This window comes from Kitasatospora sp. NPDC058444 (genome assembly GCF_042721415.1).
GTDB lineage: Bacteria > Actinomycetota > Actinomycetes > Streptomycetales > Streptomycetaceae > Kitasatospora.
Map to the genome: position 1 here is coordinate 1 of NZ_JBHXLL010000046.1, position 17,762 is coordinate 17,762.

13 protein-coding genes are annotated in these 17,762 nt (G+C 73.8%); 7 read left to right on the top strand and 6 right to left on the bottom strand.

The genetic code is table 11. The annotated features are described in order from the left end of the window. Positions 1–118 precede the first annotated feature (118 nt). Positions 119–700 carry a TetR/AcrR family transcriptional regulator gene (locus tag ACFWP2_RS32790; RefSeq protein ID WP_380458289.1) on the bottom strand — a complete coding sequence of 194 codons (582 nt, stop codon included), beginning with the start codon at positions 698–700 and terminating at the stop codon, positions 119–121. A 78-nt stretch (positions 701–778) separates the two neighbouring features. Here ACFWP2_RS32790 and ACFWP2_RS32795 point away from each other — a divergent pair, with 78 nt between their 5' ends. Next, the gene (locus ACFWP2_RS32795; protein ID WP_380458291.1) at positions 779–2,338 is read left to right on the top strand and encodes an MBL fold metallo-hydrolase; all 1,560 of its coding nucleotides are present in this window, start codon (positions 779–781) and stop codon (positions 2,336–2,338) included. Between the two features lie 162 nt (positions 2,339–2,500). Here the strand turns inward: ACFWP2_RS32795 and ACFWP2_RS32800 are convergent, their stop codons facing one another. Then, positions 2,501–2,695, bottom strand: coding sequence for a DUF397 domain-containing protein (locus ACFWP2_RS32800; protein WP_380458293.1), 195 nt, complete (start codon positions 2,693–2,695; stop codon positions 2,501–2,503). Positions 2,696–2,893: 198 nt separating this feature from the next. Here ACFWP2_RS32800 and ACFWP2_RS32805 point away from each other — a divergent pair, with 198 nt between their 5' ends. The 3 genes from ACFWP2_RS32805 (at position 2,894) to ACFWP2_RS32815 (ending at position 9,485) form a co-directional block, all read left to right on the top strand. Further along, on the top strand, positions 2,894–4,369 hold the full coding sequence (locus ACFWP2_RS32805) for a TIR-like protein FxsC (protein WP_380458295.1): 1,476 nt from the start codon (positions 2,894–2,896) through the stop codon (positions 4,367–4,369). Next, complete coding sequence (gene fxsT / locus ACFWP2_RS32810) at positions 4,366–8,376, top strand: FxSxx-COOH system tetratricopeptide repeat protein (RefSeq protein ID WP_380458297.1); 4,011 nt, start codon at positions 4,366–4,368, stop codon at positions 8,374–8,376. Before ACFWP2_RS32805 ends, fxsT begins: the two co-directional genes overlap by 4 nt. A 146-nt stretch (positions 8,377–8,522) precedes the next feature. Next, positions 8,523–9,485: a 2-hydroxyacid dehydrogenase gene (locus ACFWP2_RS32815; RefSeq protein WP_380458299.1), complete on the top strand. Its 963-nt coding sequence runs from the start codon at positions 8,523–8,525 to the stop codon at positions 9,483–9,485. Here ACFWP2_RS32815 and ACFWP2_RS32820 read toward each other — a convergent pair. The 3 genes from ACFWP2_RS32820 to ACFWP2_RS32830 all read right to left on the bottom strand — a co-directional run bounded on the left by ACFWP2_RS32820 (position 9,456) and on the right by ACFWP2_RS32830 (position 12,427). Continuing rightward, complete coding sequence (locus tag ACFWP2_RS32820) at positions 9,456–10,352, bottom strand: alpha/beta fold hydrolase (protein ID WP_380458301.1); 897 nt, start codon at positions 10,350–10,352, stop codon at positions 9,456–9,458. The genes ACFWP2_RS32815 and ACFWP2_RS32820 overlap by 30 nt on opposite strands. 23 nt (positions 10,353–10,375) lie before the next feature. Then, positions 10,376–11,293: a DUF4231 domain-containing protein gene (locus ACFWP2_RS32825; protein ID WP_380458303.1), complete on the bottom strand. Its 918-nt coding sequence runs from the start codon at positions 11,291–11,293 to the stop codon at positions 10,376–10,378. Between the two features lie 369 nt (positions 11,294–11,662). Beyond that, on the bottom strand, positions 11,663–12,427 hold the full coding sequence (locus ACFWP2_RS32830) for a sugar isomerase domain-containing protein (RefSeq protein ID WP_380458305.1): 765 nt from the start codon (positions 12,425–12,427) through the stop codon (positions 11,663–11,665). Between the two features lie 221 nt (positions 12,428–12,648). Between ACFWP2_RS32830 and ACFWP2_RS32835 the strand changes: the two genes are divergently transcribed. Continuing rightward, positions 12,649–13,341: a metal-dependent transcriptional regulator gene (locus ACFWP2_RS32835; protein ID WP_049649967.1), complete on the top strand. Its 693-nt coding sequence runs from the start codon at positions 12,649–12,651 to the stop codon at positions 13,339–13,341. A gap of 451 nt (positions 13,342–13,792) precedes the next feature. Here ACFWP2_RS32835 and ACFWP2_RS32840 read toward each other — a convergent pair whose 3' ends face one another. Then, the gene (locus ACFWP2_RS32840; RefSeq protein ID WP_380458307.1) at positions 13,793–14,506 is read right to left on the bottom strand and encodes a bifunctional DNA primase/polymerase; all 714 of its coding nucleotides are present in this window, start codon (positions 14,504–14,506) and stop codon (positions 13,793–13,795) included. Between the two features lie 306 nt (positions 14,507–14,812). Between ACFWP2_RS32840 and ACFWP2_RS32845 the strand changes: the two genes are divergently transcribed. Further along, positions 14,813–16,189 carry a transcriptional regulator gene (locus ACFWP2_RS32845; protein ID WP_380458309.1) on the top strand — a complete coding sequence of 459 codons (1,377 nt, stop codon included), beginning with the start codon at positions 14,813–14,815 and terminating at the stop codon, positions 16,187–16,189. 259 nt (positions 16,190–16,448) lie between these two features. Beyond that, the gene (locus tag ACFWP2_RS32850; RefSeq protein ID WP_380458311.1) at positions 16,449–17,651 is read left to right on the top strand and encodes a hypothetical protein; all 1,203 of its coding nucleotides are present in this window, start codon (positions 16,449–16,451) and stop codon (positions 17,649–17,651) included. Positions 17,652–17,762 lie beyond the last annotated feature (111 nt).

The window sequence follows — 17,762 nt, forward strand, 5'->3', positions numbered from 1 at the left end:
CTCCTTCTTCTACCCCCCCTTGTTTGTCGTGTTTGGTTTGTGGTGTGGGTGTTTTTTTTTTTTTGCTCCCGCCGGCGGGGCGGCGCCCCCCGGGGGGGGGGGCGCCCCCCGCGCCTGCTCAATGAGTTGCCGTGAAGCCGGCGGCGAGGATGTCGAGCCTGGCCAGCAGGGCCTCGGCGAGTGAGTGGCCCGCGTCGGCGGCCAGCCAGCGGCCCAGGGCTGTGATGTAGGTGTCGAACACCAGGTCGGCGACGGCTTCCGGGGCCAACTCCGGCCGGAACTCGCCCTGTTCGTGCCCCCGCAGGGCAGCCGTGGTGAACGCCGGCGGCGTTGCGGCGCCGAGGGCGAAGGCGGTGTGGAGCACTCCGCTGTCGTGGAGCTCCTTCGCCAGCGGGTACTCCCGCTCGTTGAGGTCCGCGAGGGTGCGAAGTGCGCCGGCGAGCGCCTCGATGGCGGACGCGCTCCCCTCCTCCTGCCGGTCCAGGGCTTCGTGCCGCTGCCGGACCCAGGCGGTGACGAAGTCCTCCTTGCGCCGGAAGTGGTTGAACGCCGTCTGGCGTCCCACGTCGGCGCGTTCGGCGATGTGGTCGTAGGTGGTGGCCGCGTACCCCTGCGTCGCGAACAGTTCCAGGGCTGCGGTGAGCAGTCGCTCCCGGGTCGCGGTGCGGCGCTGGTCGCGTCGGTTCGTCGGAGAGGTCACCTCAAAAGTGTACTTGAATCCAAATATGGACTGGAGTACATGTTGAGACTCCAGTCCACCTAGCGAGGAGGCCCAGCCATGGCCGTCCCGTACACCCTCGGCCTGCACGAGATCGCCCCGGACACCCACGCCTACCTGCAACCGAACGGCTCCTGGGGCCTCAGCAACGCCGGGCTGATCGTCTCCGGCCTCGAGGCCCTGCTCGTCGACACCCTGTTCACCGTCCCGCAGACCCGGGACCTGCTGACCGCGATCGAGCGAACCCTGCCCGCCGTCACGATCGGCACCCTGGTCAACAGCCACAGCGACGGCGACCACTGGTGGGGCAACCAACTGCTCCCGCACGCCACGGTGATCGCCTCCGAGGCCGCCGCGGCCGACATGAGCGGCGACCACCTCCACGAACTCCTGGCCGCGCCGGGCGACCTTCCGCTCCCGCGCGTCGTCCAGGACATGCGGAGGGCCTTCGACTTCACCGGCATCGCGCCCACGCTCCCGAACCGGACCTTCTCCGGCGAACTGGAGGTCGCCGTCGGCCGCCGCACCGCCCGGCTGATCGAGGTCGGCCCCGCCCACACCCGGGGTGACGTCCTGGTCCACGTGCCCGACGCGGGGGTGCTGTTCGCCGGGGACATCCTGTTCGTCGGCGGCCACCCGGTGATCCACAGCGGCCCGGTGGAACGCTGGATCGCCGCCTGCGACCTGATCCTCGGCCTGGACGTCGAGACGATCGTGCCCGGGCACGGCCCGGTCGTGGGCAAACCCGAGGTCCGCACCTTCCGCGGCTACCTGGAGCGGGTCCGCGACCACGCGGGCCGTGCCCACCGGGCGGGCGTCCCGGTGCTGCGGGCCGCGCGGGAGATGGACCTGGACGGCTTCGAGGACTGGGACGACCGGGAGCGGCTGCTCCTGAACGTCGGCGCCGTGTACCGCGAACTGAACGGCGACGGGACCCCCGGTGAGGAGGAACTGCTGGCCGGGCTGGACGAGTTCACCGACGGCCGGCAGAAGGCCCCCCGGCAGGCCCCCCGACAGGCCCCCCGACAGGACCCGCAGCGGGCCCCTCGCCTGGCGCCGCGGCCGGCCGCCGAGGTCGCCGCCCTCGCCGGACGCCTGGAGGGCCCCGCGGCCGCCCTGTTCACCGACGGCGCCGGGCCGCTGGCGGGCCGCCCGGTGCTCAACGTCCTGGCCACCATCGGCCACCACCCGGACCTGCTGGTCGCCCTCGCGCCCCTGCTCGCCCAGCTCAACCAGGGCCTGCTGCCGTTCCGTGAGCGCGAACTGGCCATTCTCCGCACGGCGCACCGCACCGGCTCGGCGTACGAGTGGGAGCACCACGCCCGCCTGGCCGTCGCGGCCGGGCTGACCGGGCCCGAGATCGCCCGCGTCCAGGACGGCCCGGAGCACCCGGACTGGCCGGAGGCGGACCGCACCCTGCTGCGGGCCGTCGACGAACTGCACGACGGGCACGCGCTCGCCCCGGACACCTGGCGGGCGCTGGCCGACCGCTACCGTGCGCCGCAGCTGCTGGAGCTCCTGGCCCTGGTCGGGACGTACGGGATGGTCGCGGGCATCCTCAACTCCTGCGAGGTCCCGCTCGACGGCTGGCTCGCCGGGGCGAGTGCGGTGAGCGGGTAGCGGACGCGCCGGGGCCCGGTGGCGCGGGAAGTCGGCTCAGCCGGCCTCCCGCGCCACCTCCGGCGCACGTCGGACGGGGTGCGGCCCGGGTACGACCCGGTGCGCCCCGGGTGCGGCCCGGGTGCGACCCGGCACGGTCCGGTGCTGCCCGGTACGGCCCGCTCAGGCGACGAAGTGGTCGAACTCGCCCGCCTTGGCGCCGCGCACCCAGGCGTTGAACTTGATGCGCGTGGTGGTGACGATCAGGGTGGGGTCGTTGGACTGCCGGATGTAGACGTGATCGCCCTCGGAGGCGATCTCGATCCACTCGTCCTTGTCGACGCTGGTGCTGGACCTCTGCCAGTCGAGGTGTTCCACGGATGCCCTCCTGGTGGTGCGTGGCGGCCGGAACGAGGGTACTGGTCCCTGTGCACGGGTGGCGGCATCGTTTCGGTCATGTCAATTCGTGCGAGACGTTGTGCTATTCCATTGGGGTGTCAGTCGTTCCTACACTGAAGCCCCGCCGCACGGGGGCTGCGGGAGGCAGGTTTGCCGACGGGCCCGGGGGAGGCGCGTGTGACTGACCGGGGCTGGGACGACGACGACGCCCGGCCGTACTTCTTCCTCTCCTACGCGCACACCCCCAAGGCCGGTGCGCGGGGCGCGAGCGATCCGAACCACTGGGTCAGGCAGTTGTACCGGGACCTCTGCGAGGCGGTGCTCCAGCTCACCACCGTCCCGGACGGGGCCGCGGTCGGCTTCATGGACGAGTCCATGCACCAGGGCGAGTTGTGGGCCGATCGGCTGTCCGACGAGTTGGCGTCGTGCCGGGTATTCGTACCCCTCTACTCGCCGAGGTACTTCAACAGCGTTCCGTGCGGCCAGGAATGGCACGCCTTCACCCGCCGGCCGGTCTATCCGGCGAACCTCGACTCGGAGCGCACCAGCGGCATCGTCCCGGTGCTGTGGGCGCCGATGAGCCGCTACCGGCTGCCGAACGTGGCCAGTGAACTCCAGTTCAACCACGCCAGTTTCGGGCCCGAGTACGCCACCGAGGGCCTGTACGCGCTGATGAAGCTCAGCTACTTCCGCGCCGCCTACGAGCTGGCGGTGCACCGGCTGGCGGCCCGGATCGTGCAGGTCGCCGAGGAGACGGTGATCCCGGTCGGGCGGCGGCTGGGGTTCAACGGCCTCCCGAGCGCGTTCAACGTCACCGCCCCGACCAAGCAGCTGCGGATCTCCGTACTCGCCTACCACCAGAACGAGTTGCCCGCCGACCGAAGCCCCGACTACTACGGTGAGCGGCGCACCGACTGGCACCCGTACCGGCCGGTCGGCTCGCCGATCGCCCAGCACGCGGCGCGCCTCGCCCGGCAGTTGGGGTTCCAGCCGACCGTGCACGAGTTCGACGAGGAGGTCGAGTCGATCATCGGCGGCAACGCCGAGGCGCCCGGCCTGCTGCTGCTCGACCGCTGGGCGCTGCGCGACCCGCGCCGGCGCGAGCTGGTCCGGCGCTTCGACCGCTCGGACTCCACCTGGGTGAGCATCCTGGAGCCGTTCAACGGCGACGACCCGGAGTGCGCCGACCGGGCCGAGGAACTGGGCGACCTGAGCGACGAGACGCTGCGCATCACCCGGCGGGCCAGCCGGCCGAGCTTCCTCGGCGCGGCCGGACCGACCGGGCTGCACACCCTGGAGGACTTCGACGACGCGCTGCCCCGGGCGGCGATGAAGGCCAAGTACGCGTTCGAGGGCCGCACCCGGGCCGAACCGGAGGAACCGCCGCCGCCCCGGCCGAGCCTGCGGGAGGCGTTCCGGCGCGGCGCGGGCGGGTACGGACCGGACGGATTCGAGGACGATCAGGGCGGCGACGACGCGCACCGCGAGCCCGGCCCGCACCGCGAGCCCGGCCCGCACCGCGAGCCCGACGCGCACCGCGAGCGCGACCCGCACCGCGCACACGACCCGCACCGCGAGCACGACCCGTACCGCGACGACGGCGATGAACCCGATGACGGGATGGCGCCCTTGGGAGGACGAGGACCGCGATGACTGAGAACCGCACCAGGAACCTCCGTCTCGGCGGGCTCACCTCCGCCGAGCTGGCCGCCCAGCGGGAGGCCGCCGAGCGGCGGGCGGCGGAACAGGACCGCAACGGCCGGATCATCACCTTCTACTCGTACAAGGGCGGCACCGGCCGCACCATGGCGCTCGCCAACACCGCCTGGATCCTGGCCGCCAACGGCTTCCGCGTCCTCACCGTGGACTGGGACCTGGAGGCGCCCGGCCTCGCCAAGTTCTTCCACCCGTTCCTCGACCCCGCCTCGCTGGCCGGCACCACCGGGATGATGGACCTGATCGCCGAGTACCGCGAGGAGGCGCTGCGCCCGGTCGAGCACGCCGAGGGCTGGCACCTGGACTTCGCCCGGGTGCACCCGCACGCGCTCTCGCTCACCTGGCCGCACTTCCCGGCCGGCGGCAGCCTGGACTTCCTCTCCGCGGGCCAGTTCAACCGCGACTACTCCGAGGCCGTCACCCACCTCGACTGGGACATCTTCTACGACCGCTTCGACGGCGGGCAGTTCTTCGACGCCCTCAAGGCCGACATGGCCAAGCGCTACGACTACGTGCTGATCGACTCCCGCACCGGCCTGTCCGACATCGCCGAGATCTGCACCGTCCAGATGCCCGACGACCTGGTGGTCTGCTTCACCCTCAGCGACCAGTCCATCGACGGCGCCTCGCGGATCGCCCAGCACATCCACGACCGCTACCGCGAGCGCGGAATCCGCATCCTGCCCGTCCCGATGCGCATCGACGAGGGCGAGAAGGAGAAGGCCGACGCCGGCCGCGCCCTCGCCCGGGTCCGCTTCGACGGGCTGCCGAGCGGCTTCGACGGCGAGGAACTCGCCCAGTACTGGGGCTCGGTGGAGATCCCGTACCGGCCGTTCTACGCCTACGAGGAGATCCTCGCGACCTTCGGCGACCAGACCGGCACGCCCACCTCGATGCTGGCCGCCTGTGAGCGGCTCACCTCGATGATCACCGAGGGGCGGGTGGCCGGCCTGCCGCCGGTGGACGAGACGGTCCGGCTGCGCTACGTGGACGCGTTCACCCGCCGCCGCCCGTCCGTGCCCGCCGACCTCTACCTCTCCTACGTCCCCGAGGACCGGATGTGGGCGGACTGGATCGAGTCCGTCCTGACCAGGGCCGGATTCCGGGTGCTGCCGCGCGACCTCAGCGCCGGCACCGACCCGCGCGAGGAGACCGAGCGGGGCATCGACTCCGCGTTCCGGACGGTCGCCGTGCTCTCGCCCGCCTACCAGCGCTCCCCGCAGGCGCGGGCGCTGTGGGAGTCGGTGGTCAGCTCCGACCCCTCCGGCACCCGGCGCCAGCTGCTGCCCGTCCGGGTCGGCGACGTGCGGCTCACCGCGCCGTTCAGCAACCGCAACCCGGTCGACCTGGTCGGCCGCGACGAGACCCAGTCGATCCAGAGCCTGCTGCGCGCGCTCGGCCGCGGCGACGCCGCGCTCGACGACGCGCCCGCCGACGGGCCGCGCTTCCCCGGCAGCAAGCCCTCGGTGTGGGACGTCCCGCCGCGCAACCCCTCCTTCACCGGCCGCGCCGCCGTCCTGGAGCAGCTGCGCAACCAGCTGCGCGGCGGCATGGCGGCCGTGCTGCCCACCCCGCAGACCCTGTACGGGCTCGGCGGCGTCGGCAAGACCCAGGTGGCGCTGGAGTACGCCCACCGCTTCATGTCCGACTACGACCTGGTCTGGTGGATCGACGCCGAGCAGACCGAGCTGGTCGCCCCGGCGCTCGCCGAACTCGCCCGCCGGCTGGGCCTGCGGGTCGGCGACTCGGTGACCGAGGCCGCCGAGGCCGCCCGGGAGGCGCTGCGCCGCGGCGTGCCCACCTCGCGCTGGCTGCTGATCTTCGACAACGCCGACGAGCCCGCCGAGATCCGGCGGTTCTTCCCCGGCGGCTCCGGCCACATCCTGGTCACCTCCCGCAACCAGGCCTGGACCGGGCACGCCGAGGCGCTGGAGGTCGACGTCTTCACCCGCGGCGAGAGCGTCGAGCACCTGTGCCGGCGCGCCCGCAGCCTCTCCCGCCCGGACGCCGACCGGGTCGCCGAGGCGGTCGGAGACCTGCCGCTGGCCGTCGAGGTGGCCGCCGCCTGGCTGGACACCACCGGCACCCCGGTGGAGACCTACGTCTCCCAACTGCACGCCGAGGCCGCCCGCGCGCTGGCCGTCGGCCGCCCGGCCGACTACCCGACGCCGGTCGCCGCGACCTGGAACGTGTCGATCGGACGGCTGCGCCAGCAGTCCCCGGCGGCCGTCCGGCTGCTCCAGCTGTGCGCGTTCTTCGCGCCCGAGCCGATCTCGATGAACCTCTTCTACAGCGACCAGATGATCCGGGCGCTGGTGAAGTTCGACGCCGACCTCAGCGACAAGTTCATGCTGGGCAAGGTGATCCAGGCGATCGGCCGGTACGCCCTGGCCAAGGTCGACGCCGGCAGCAACAGCTTCCAGGTGCACCGGCTCGTCCAGGCGGTGATCCGGGCCGGCATGACCGCCGAGGAGCAGGAGATCGCCGTCCACGAGGTGCACCGCATCCTCACCGGCGCCCGGCCCGTCCTCGGCGACACCGACGACCCGGCCAACTGGCCCGCCTTCGACGAGATCTGGCCGCACCTGTCGCCGTCCAAGGCCCACAACTGCGACGAGGCGGACACCCGCCAGCTGCTCATCGACCGCGTCCGCTACCTGTGGAAGCGCGGCGAACTCGACCGCGCCCGCGACCTCGGCCACGCCCTGGACGTGGAGTGGACCGGCAAGCTCGGCGAGAACGACCGGCAGACCCTGCTGCTGCGCTTCCAGCTCGCCAACGTGCTGCGCTCCCAGGGCAATTACGGCGAGGCGCTGGCCCTGGACGAGGACACCCTGGAGCGCCAGCGGGGCCTGCTCGGCGAGCACCACCCGTACACCCTGATGACGGCCGGCTCGCTCGGCGCCGACCGCCGGGCGCTCGGCCGGTTCCAGGCCGCACTCGACCTCGATCGCGAAATCCTCGACCAGTTCCGCGAGTTGTTCGGCGACGACAACCCGCGCACGCTCTCCATGGCGAACAACCTGGCGATCGACTACCGGCTGGTCGGCGACAGCGAGGCGGCCCGCGAACTCGACCAGGAGACCCTCGACCGGCGCACCGCCGTCCTCGGCCCCAAGCACCCCTACACCCTGTCCACCAAGTCCAACCTGGCCCGCGACCTGCGCGAACTCGGCGACTACCGCGGCTCGGTGGACCTGCTCCAGGAGGTCACCTCCGACCTCGGCGACGTGCTCGACCCGGACCTGCCGGAGAACCTGCGCAACGCCAAGTCGCTGGCCGTCTCGCTGCGCCGGATCGGCCAGCTCGCCGAGGCCCGCCGGATCACCAAGGAGACCTACGAGCGCTACCTGGAGCGCTACGGCGCCGACGCCCCCGACGCGCTCGCCTGCGCGCTCAACCTGGCCGCCGACCACAGCGCCTCCGGTGACAAGGAGGCCGCCCGCGACCTCTGCTCCACCGTCTTCGAGGGCCACCGGCGGCTGTTCGGCGACGAGCACCCGTTCACCCTGGCCTGCGCCAACAACCTCGGCATCTACCTGCGGGGCAGCGGCGACGTCCCGGGGGCCATCGAGCGCGGCCGGCTCACCGTCGAGGGGCTGGCCCGCTCGGTCGGGTCGGAGCACCCGTACACCCTCAACGCGATGATCAACCTGGCCAACGCCTACGGCGACGACGGGCAGCTTGACCGCGCCGAGCGGCTCGGCCGGGCCGCGTACCAGGGGCTGTGCGACCGCTACAGCGCCCAGCACCCGGACGCGGTGGCCTGCGAGGCCAACCTGGCGATCACCCTGCGGGCCGACGGGCGGCACACCCAGGCGGCGGAGCTGCGGGCGCGGGCGATCTCGGAACTGATCCGGCAGTTCGGTGAGGAGCACCCAAACACGGTCTCCGCGCGGGGCTGGAAGCGGATCAACCGCGACCTGGAGCCGCAGCCGGTCTGACCGGGAAGGGGGCGGGGCGCGTCCCCGGACCGGGGGTGCGTCGCCGGACCGGGGGTACGCTCCCAGACCATGAGCGAGCGCAGCGAGCGAATCATCAAGAGGTGCGCGTGGGCGAATGCCCCTGCCGAGCGAAGCGAGGCGGGCGCATGAGCACCCCGCCCCCGGTCCTGGTCACCCGGCGCCTCGCCCCCGGTGTCCTCGAACGGCTCACCGAGCACCACGCCGTCACCTGCCACGACTCCGACCTGGCGATGGACCGGGCCGACCTGCTGGCCGCCGTCCGCGGCAGGCGGGCCGTGATCACCACCCTGGACGACCGGGTGGACGCCGAGTTCCTCGACGCGGCCGGCCCGCGGCTGGCCGTCGTCGCCAACCACGCCGTCGGCTACCACAACGTGGACGTCGCCGCCTGCGCCGAACGCGGCGTCCTGGTGACCAACACCCCGGGCGTGCTCACCACCGCCACCGCCGACATGGCCTGGGCCCTGCTGCTGGCCGCCACCCGCCGGCTCGGCGAGGGCGAGCGGCTGCTGCGCTCCGGAGCGTCCTGGACCTGGGCGCCGAACTTCCTGCTCGGCCTGGAGCTGACCGGCACCCCGCTGGGCGTGCTCGGCATGGGCCGGATCGGCCGGGCGGTGGCCCGCCGGGCCCGCGCCTTCGACATGCCGGTCAGCTACCACAACCGCCGCGAACTGCCGGCCGAGCAGGCCGAGGGCGCCGACTGGAAGCCGCTGGAGGACCTGCTCGCCACCTCCACCGTGCTGGTCGTCACCTGCCCGTTCACCGAGGGGACCCGGCACCTGCTGGACGCCCGCCGGCTCGCCCTGCTGCCGCGCGGCGCGGTGGTGGTCAGCATGACCGCGGGCGTGGTGGACGAGGAGGCGCTGGCCGCCGCGCTGGAGTCCGGCGCGCTGTTCGCCGCCGCCGTGGACAACTTCGAGCACGAGCCGGCCGTCCCGTCCGCGCTGCTCGCCCAGGAGCGCGCGGTGCTCGCCCCGCACCTGGGCAGCGCCACCGTCCGCACCCGGCAGGCGATGGGCGGCCTGGCGGTGGACAACGTGCTGGCGGTGCTCGGCGGTTCAGCGCCCCTGACGCCGGTGGAGGTCTGAGCCCGGGCCGCCCCACCCGGCGGCCCAGGCCAGTGCCGTGGTCATCACCCGGAACGCCCCGAAGTGCGCGGCGCCGGGCTCCAGGAACAGCTCGGCGTCCGGGATGTGGTCGGCCAGCCAGCGGGAGTGGTCGACCGGCGAGAACTGGTCGTCCGCGCCGTGCCAGAGCCAGGTCGGCACCCGGACCGACCCGACCTCGAACCCCCAGTCGGCGGTGAAGGCCAGCACGTCGTCGATCCAGCCGTCGGCGCCGTGCCGGAAAGCCTCCCGGTAGTTGCTCTGGAGCATCCGCCGCAGTCCGCTGTCGGCCACCACCTCCCGGTCGGCGGCGGAGAGTTCGGTGCGCAGCCCGTTCAGCAGCCGGACCGGGTCGTCCTTGATCTGCCGGGAGCGGAACTCCATCGCGTCGGCGATCCGGCCGTGCCCGCGCTCGGCCTCCTTGTAGGCGCGGACGTTGGACGGCGTCATCCCCGCGTACCAGTCCAGGCCGGCCGCGTTGCGCGGCGCGAGGCCGACCAGCACCGCCGCCCGGCTGACCCGCTCCGGCAGCAGCGCCGCGCAGGCCAGCGCGTGCGGGCCGCCGCCGGAGCGGCCGAGCACCGCGAAGCGCTCCAGCCCGAACTCGTCCGCGATGGTCCGTACGTCCGCGGCCGCCGCGCTCACCCGGCGGCCGAACAGCCGGGTCGAGTCGCCGTAGCCCGGCCGGTCGTACGAGATCAGCCGGACGCCCAGCCGGTACAGCACGGTGCTGCGCGGGTGCGGGCCGACCCTGCTGCCCGGCATGCCGTGCAGCAGGAACACGGGACGGCCGCGCGGGTCGCCGAGGGACTCGACGGCGAGCGCGCGGTCGTCCGCCGTTTTGACCATCCGTAACGACACCTGCGGCCTCCTCAGTGCTCCGGGTCGGTTGCGTGCTCCCGGTCGGTGGTGGTGCGCACCTCCCGGCGGGCCTGCCAGGTGGTGTGCTCGCGGGAGATCGCGTCCTCGGCGTCCCGGGCCAGACGGGCCCAGATCTCCTCGGCCTCCATCGACTCCAGGTCCAGCTGGGCGAGTTGGCGCTGGATCTGCGCCAGCTCCTCGGCGGCCAGGGCGTACGCGGCGGCCAGCGGCCGGTACTGGCGCAGCTGCGCCCAGGCGGCGACCGAGGCGGCCACCGCCGAGACCGTGCCCAGCGCGTCGTAGGTGAACGCGCCGAGCGCCCGCAGCAGGGCGAGCACCAGGCCGAGCGCGGGCAGCAGCACGCCCAGCACCCCGGCCCAGTACCCGGCGCGGGCGCAGTAGCGGGCCTTGGCGCGGTACCAGTCGTGCTGGAGCTGGATCCGCTCGGCCAGGTACACCTCGCGGCGCACCGCCAGCGGCTGCTCGCGCAGGTCGCGCATCGCCGGGGTGACCTCCACCCCGGCGTCCGGAACGGCCACCGGGCTGTCCCGGAACGCGCCGAGCACCCGGGCGAGCTGGAAGCGGTAGAGGCCCTCGGCGTCCGGCAGGGCGCGCGGCGGGGGCTGGTAGGCGTCGGCCCGGACGGCGTACTTCCAGGCCAGCGTCTTCACCGACTCGGCGGCCGCCCGCCCCTCGTACCAGAGGCCCTGGGGGTTCTGCCGGCTGATCACCACCGCCAGCGCGATCGCGCCGAGGTAGGCGGCCGCCGCGGGCCACGCCCAGGGCTCGCCGTCGGCCGAGCCGGTCGCCGCGGCCACCACCAGCAGGACCAGCTCCCAGGCGGAGAGCAGCACCGAGCGGCGCTGCCCGCGCAGCGAGGCCGCGTCGGCGGCCCAGAAGAACTCCGGCAGCAGGTCCCGCTCACGCACCCATCCGGTCCGTCCCGCAACAGACGCCATGTTCGGCCCCCACCAGTCGCTCCGGTCGCACCGCTCTCCTGCCCCGGGGGACTCGCCGGTACGCCTGGTGACGGCCGGGGCGGCCGGATGTGGCCGGGAAGCCCCGGTGGATTGTCCGGTACTCCCCGTGTTCGGCCCGGCACCCAGCGTGCGGGAGGTGGCGGGGGCGCGCACCCGGCGGCGGGTGTGCGCGGGCGGCGGGCCGGTGGGGGCCGGCGGAGCGCGGACCGGTGCGTGCGGGGTGGCGGGATCCGCAGGTCCGGCGGGCGCTGCTCGGCAGGTGGGCGCGGCGCGGAGGGCGGACGCGGCGCGACGGGGCTCAGTAGGTCGCGACGGGTCTCAGTAGGTGTAGAAGACCCGCTCGGCGTTCTCGGCCATCTGCTCGGCGTTCCACTCGGTGCCGCCGGGGACGTTGCCGGAGCGGAACAGCGGTGGCGCCGGACACTCCCCGGCGGCCGCCCGGTCGGCCAGCCGGCCGACCGCGGAGGCGACCACGGCCTGCATCAGCGCGCTGGTCACGATGGTGGAGACCGGGCCGAAGGTGGTCTCGGCGCCCGGGTGGGTCAGCTCGCCGTCACCGACCGCGATCTTGCTGTCCAGCACCACGTCGCAGTGGTCCTTCAGGTAGGTGCCGGTCGGGTGCGCGGAGGGCACCTGCTCCGGGTACGCCAGCGAGGTCACGCCGATCACCTTGAGGCCGCGTTCCCGGGCGTACCGGGCCAGCTCGACCGGCATCACCTGGCGGCCGGAGAGCGAGATCACGAACAGCAGGTCCCCGGTGGTCGCCGGGGTGAGGTCCAGGGTGGCGGTGGCCAGGCCGGAGACCCGCTCCAGGGCGCTGGACAGCGGCGCCGGCATCACCGTCACCCCGGCCATCCCGGGCACGTTCAGCAGGTTCATCGGGACCAGCCCGCCGGCCCGGTAGACCACGTCCTGGGCCGGCAGCGCGGAGTGCCCGGCACCGAAGGTGAAGACCCGGCGGCCCTCGGTCATCGCCTCCGCCAGCAGCGCGGCGGCGGCCTCGATGGCGTCGGCCTCCTCCTCGCGGACCCGCTGGAGGTGGGAGATCGCGGCGTCGAAGTACCGGCCGACCAGGTCGTTCATCTGCTGCCTTCGCTCTCTGCCGGGTGGGGGATCCGGCCGGGTGGGGTGGTCCGGGTGGTCCAGACCGCCGGTGGAGAAAGCTTCGGCGAGCACGGTCGCGCCCCGGCGGCATCGTTGTCAACAGGAACAAAACGGGTCTCCGGAGCCCCGGGGCGGGCCCGGTTGTCGGTCCGGTACGTCAGAATTGGCGGTGAGGACACCGAAGAACGGAGCCAGCGGCGATGTCTGGGCTGATCGACACCACTGAGATGTACCTTCGCACCATCCTGGAGCTGGAGGAGGAGGGCATCGTCCCGATGCGCGCCCGGATCGCGGAGCGACTGGAACAGAGCGGCCCCACGGTCAGCCAGACGGTCGGCCGGATGGAGCGCGACGGGCTGCTCCAGGTCGCCGGGGACCGCCACCTCGAACTGACCGAGGAGGGCCGCCGGCTCGCGGTGCGCGTCATGCGCAAGCACCGCATCGCCGAGTGCCTGCTCGTCGACGTGATCGGCCTGGAGTGGGAGCAGGTGCACGAGGAGGCCTGCCGCTGGGAGCACGTGATGAGCGAGACGGTCGAGCGCAAGGTGCTCGCCATGCTCGGCCACCCCACCCAGTCGCCGTACGGCAACCCGATCCCGGGCTTGGACGAGCTGGGCGACACCAAGGCCGAGGGCGAGGGCTTCGACGCCGGGCTCGTCCCGCTGGACACCGTCAAGCCGGGCGAGGCCGGGGCCGACGTGGTGGTCCGCCGGATCGGTGAGCCGATCCAGACGGACAGCGCGCTGATGAGCACCCTGCGCCGGGCCGGGGTCCGGCCGGGCTCCACGGTCAAGGTGAGCGCCGGCGTCGGCGGCGTGCTGGTCGGCACCGGGGACAACGCGGCGGAGCTGGGCAAGGACATCGCCCAGCACGTCTTCGTCGCCCAGGCCTGAGCCGGCCCGTACCGGATCCGGTACGGCGAAGGGGCCCGTAGGGCAAAGGGGCCCGTACGGCGAAGGGGCCCGCTGCTCCCCAGCGGGCCCCTTCGTCCTCCCCGTCCCCTCCATCCCCTCCGTCCCCTCCTGCTCCCTCCCGTTTCCCTCCGTCGCCGCCGCCCGGCTTCCCCGTCCGAGCGCCCCTGCCGGCGTCCCCACACATCGCAATTCCTCCCCTCGGCCGATCATGGCAATCCTTGAGTGCTGTCACTCGTACGAGGGGCTTTGCCGGTTGACCAGCGGGTACACGGAAGCCTTATCCGGAAATGCGTATGACGGGCCCCGTCTCCGGTGGGAGACAAGGCCCGTCACTCGCGCGCGTTGTGTCGCGCGGTGCGCACCCTCACCCGATCGGCAGAGGGCGGCCGTTCCAGGGGCCGGACGCGGGGGCCGGGCGCGGGGGCGGGGCTCAGCCCACCGGCGCCGGCCGGGAGGTCCGGGCGGAGCGGGTCGAGGGCGTCTCGCGGGCGCAGGCGTACGCGAGCGGGCCGATCACTTCGGCGGCGTCCGGCAGCCAGCGGTTGAGCGCCGAGGGGGAGCGGGCCCACTGGGCGTACCCGAGGGAGCCGATCCGGGACGGCGGGGCGACCGTCCAGTCCCCCTCGCCCCGGGCGACCAGGTCCAGCCGGCCCGGCGGCCGGCCGAGCCGGCGGAGCATCTCGGGGAGCCTGGCCGCGGCCCCGGGCAGCACCAGGAAGTGCAGCCGTCGCCCGATCCGCCCCGGCGCGGCGGGCTGGACCACCACCGGGCCGAGCTGGAGGTCCATCCGCTCCATCCGGGCGAGTGCCAGGCAGCCGGCCGTCTCGGGGACGTCCAGCACGTCGAAGGAGCGCCCGGTGGGCAGCAGGATCGACGCCCGCGGCCGGTCCGTCCACCAGCTCCGCACCGCGCCGGGACCGGCGCTGGCCGTCCGCGCCCAGTCCGGGTCCAGCGGGTGGGCACCCGGCAGCGTGCAGCGGCGGTCGTCGCAGGAGCAGCGGACGTCGCCGCCGCCGTCGTCGATCAGCCAGGCGCCCGGGGCCACCTCCCAGTGGCGGGTCTCGGCGTAGCCGACGGCTTCGACGAGCAAGGGGGGCGCGGCGGCCCCCTCGTTCCGGTCCGAGGCGTCGGGGATGTCTTCCACGGGGTACTCAACTACCGTGTGTGAGGCTGGTTACGGCCCGAAGGCGCCCGGTTGGGTGCATCCCGGCAATGTCACCCGTTCCGGTTAGTCGACCGAGTTGGTGGGGCCGAGGGCAGGCGCAGCGGGGGCGCACAGGAGCATTTCCCAGGGCGCAAGGGGGGTGCGGTTCGTCACCGTGGGTATCCCGCTGGCGTTGCTGATCGCTAACCTGGTGTCAGATTCCTTGGACGGTCGGACAGTCGGCAACAGATCAGCAGAATCGTCGCCCGCCGGCCGGGACCGGAGGGTGTGGGGAGGCGAAGCCCAATGGCCGCGAGACCACTCGTCGCACGACAGCCCAACGAGCGTCTGCAGCAACTGATCCAGGAGGCCAGCTGCTCCAACGCCGGCCTGGCCCGGAGGGTCAACCTCTGTGGTGCCGAGCACGGGCTGGACCTTCGGTACGACAAGACCTCGGTGGCCCGCTGGCTGCGCGGGCAGCAGCCGCGCGGGCAGGCGCCGGCCGTGATCGCCGAGGCCCTGGGCCGCAAACTCGGCCGCAGCGTGTCGGTCGAGGAGATCGGCATGGCGGACGGCAAGAACCTGAGCTCCGGCATCGGGCTCCAGTTCGCGCCGACCATCGGTGCCGCCCTGGAGCAGGTCTGCGAGCTGTGGCGCAGCGACGTCGGCCGGCGGGACTTCCTGACCGGCGCGACGGTCGCCGCCTCCGCGCTGGTGGAGCCCAGCCGGGACTGGCTGATCACCCCGCCGGACCCGGTGGTGGCGCGGGCCGGCGGCCCCCGGGTCGGTCCGACCGACGTGGCCGCGATCAGGGCGACCACCACGATGCTGGTCGACCTGGACCACCGCTTCGGCAGCGGCCACGTGCGACCGGTGGTGGTGCACTACCTCAACTCGGTGGTCTCCGGCCTGCTCGGCGGCGCCTACCGGGAGGAGACCGGGCGCCAACTCTTCGCCGCCGTAGCCAGGTTGACCGAACTGGCCGGCTACATGGCGGTGGACACCGGGCAGCCCGGCCTCGCCCAGCGCTACTACATCCAGGCCCTGCGACTGGCCCAGGCCGCCGACGACCGCGGTTACGGCGGCTACGTGCTGGCCGCCTCGATGAGCCACCTGGCGGCCACCCTCGGCAACCCGCGGGAGATCGCCCAACTCGCCCGCGCCGCGCAGGAGGGCGCCCGCTCGGTGGCCACCCCGACGGCGATGGCGATGTTCTACGCCGCCGAGGCCCGCGGCCACGCCCTGCTCGGCGACGCCCGCTCCTGCGAGCTGGTGTCGGCCAGGGCGCTGGAGATGATGGAGAGGCGCCGCCCGGAGGACGACCCGGACTGGATCGCCCACTTCGACGACGCCTACCTCGCGGACGAGCTGGCCCACTGCCACCGGGACCTGGAGCAGGCCGGCCAGGCCGAGCACTACGCCCGCCGGGCGCTCGACCTGCACCCGCCGACCCGGGTGCGGCGCCGCGCGGTCGACCTCGTCCTGCTGGCCACCGCCCAGCTCCAGCAGCGGGACCTGGAACGCGCCTGCGAGACGGGCGCCCAGGCGGTCCGGCTGCTGAGCGGGCTGCGGTCCAACCGGGGCGTGGAGTACCTGGACGAGTTCCGGCGCCGGCTGGAGCCGTACCGGGAGCAGCGGGTGGTCCGGGAGTTCCACGCCCGCGCGGACGCCGAGGCGGCGTAGGCGGCCCCGCGTTCCGTTCCGGGGCCGGTTCCGTCCCCGGGCCCGGGGTCCGCCCCCGCCCTCGGCCCGGGGACGGCCCGAGCCCGGGGCGGTCGCGGATCGTCTGTGCAGGGAGCGTGACGGATGTCCCGCCCACGTGGTCACCCGGTGAGGCGAACCGGTAGCGTGGGCGCGACGTCCAAGGAACTGTGATGCTCCCAAGAACCGACGAGATGTGGTCCGCCATCAGTGCGCGGTCCTGCACAGGTGAGGAATCGCGTTGAGTCAGCGCCGCTCGTACCCGAACTCCGGTGACTTCAACCTGGACGACCTGTTCCGCCCCGAGCCCGGCCAGCCGCAGGGCCAGCCGCAGGGGCAGCCGGGCCAGCCGCAGGCCCAGTCGGCCGTGCCGCCGGTGGGGCAGCCGTCCGGGCAGCCGGAGTACCTCGGCGAGGGCGGGCACGCGTTGCCGACCCAGGCCATGCCCGCGCAGCCGATGCCGGGCCAGCCGATGCCCGGGCACTCGCTGCCGGGGCAGGCCCCGTGGGGTGCGCCGCAGCCCGGGTACGGAGCCCCGCAGCACGATCCGGCGCCGGAGACCCAGCACCTGCCGCCGTACCCCGCCGGCGACCCGCGGGCGGCCGGCTACCCGGCGGCGCAGGCCCAGCCCGGCTACCCGCAGCCGCAGCCCGCGCCCGGGTACCAGGCCTACCCGCCGGCCGCGCAGCCACAGCCGGCCTACCCGGCCCAGGACTACCACCAGGGCTACGCCCCGGAGCAGGGGCAGGACTACGGCCAGGGGTACGACACGACCCAGGCGGGCGGCTCGGGACGCGGCGGACGTCCGTCCAACAAGCTGATCATCGGCGGCGTGGTGGCGGGCTGCGCGGCGGCCGGCATCCTGGTCGCCGTCCTGATGAGCGGTGGCGGCGAGCCCAAGGACGACAAGAAGAACCCCACCCCGGTGGCCGCCACCTCCGGCGCCACCACGCCCGGGGCGCCGAGCGCGAGCGGCTCGGCCGCGGCCGTCGACCCGGAGGTCAAGGCCCAGGCGCAGCCGCTGTCGGACCTGCTGGGCACCGCGAGCGACAGCCGCAGCTCGGTGGTCTCCGCGGTCGCCTCGGTGCAGAAGTGCGACAAGCTGCCCGAGTCCCAGCAGGCGCTGACCGCCGCGGCCGGCAAGCGGCGCGAGCTCCAGAGCAAGCTGGGCCAGCTGAAGACCGACAAGCTGCCCGGCGGCCAGCAGCTGGTCGACCAGCTCAACGCGGCCTGGACGGCCTCGGCCCAGGCCGACGACGAGTACGCGGCCTGGGCGCAGGACGCGCAGGGCGCCTGCGACGCGAAGAAGCAGGACAACCAGCACTACAAGAACGCCGTCCAGGCGAGCGGCACCGCGACCACCGCGAAGAAGCAGGCCGCCACGCTCTGGAACGCGGTCGCCGCCCAGACCGGACTGCCCAACCGGAGCGACGGCGACCTCTGAGCGACGGCGGGCCGGTGCGCGACGGCGGCCCGTGCGTGTCAGCGGCCCGTGAACGACGGCTCGTGAACGACGAGGGGGGACGGGCCGGAAAGGCCCGTCCCCCCTCGCCCC

What these genes read in the sequence shown, in the direction of transcription:
- ACFWP2_RS32830 (WP_380458305.1), bottom strand. Translation starts at nt 12,427, where the DNA reads ATGAACGACCTGGTCGGCCGGTACTTCGACGCCGCGATCTCCCACCTC.
- ACFWP2_RS32845 (WP_380458309.1), top strand. Translation starts at nt 14,813, where the DNA reads ATGGCCGCGAGACCACTCGTCGCACGACAGCCCAACGAGCGTCTGCAG.
- ACFWP2_RS32815 (WP_380458299.1), top strand. Translation starts at nt 8,523, where the DNA reads ATGAGCACCCCGCCCCCGGTCCTGGTCACCCGGCGCCTCGCCCCCGGT.
- ACFWP2_RS32820 (WP_380458301.1), bottom strand. Translation starts at nt 10,352, where the DNA reads ATGGTCAAAACGGCGGACGACCGCGCGCTCGCCGTCGAGTCCCTCGGC.
- ACFWP2_RS32835 (WP_049649967.1), top strand. Translation starts at nt 12,649, where the DNA reads ATGTCTGGGCTGATCGACACCACTGAGATGTACCTTCGCACCATCCTG.
- fxsT (WP_380458297.1), top strand. Translation starts at nt 4,366, where the DNA reads ATGACTGAGAACCGCACCAGGAACCTCCGTCTCGGCGGGCTCACCTCC.
- ACFWP2_RS32795 (WP_380458291.1), top strand. Translation starts at nt 779, where the DNA reads ATGGCCGTCCCGTACACCCTCGGCCTGCACGAGATCGCCCCGGACACC.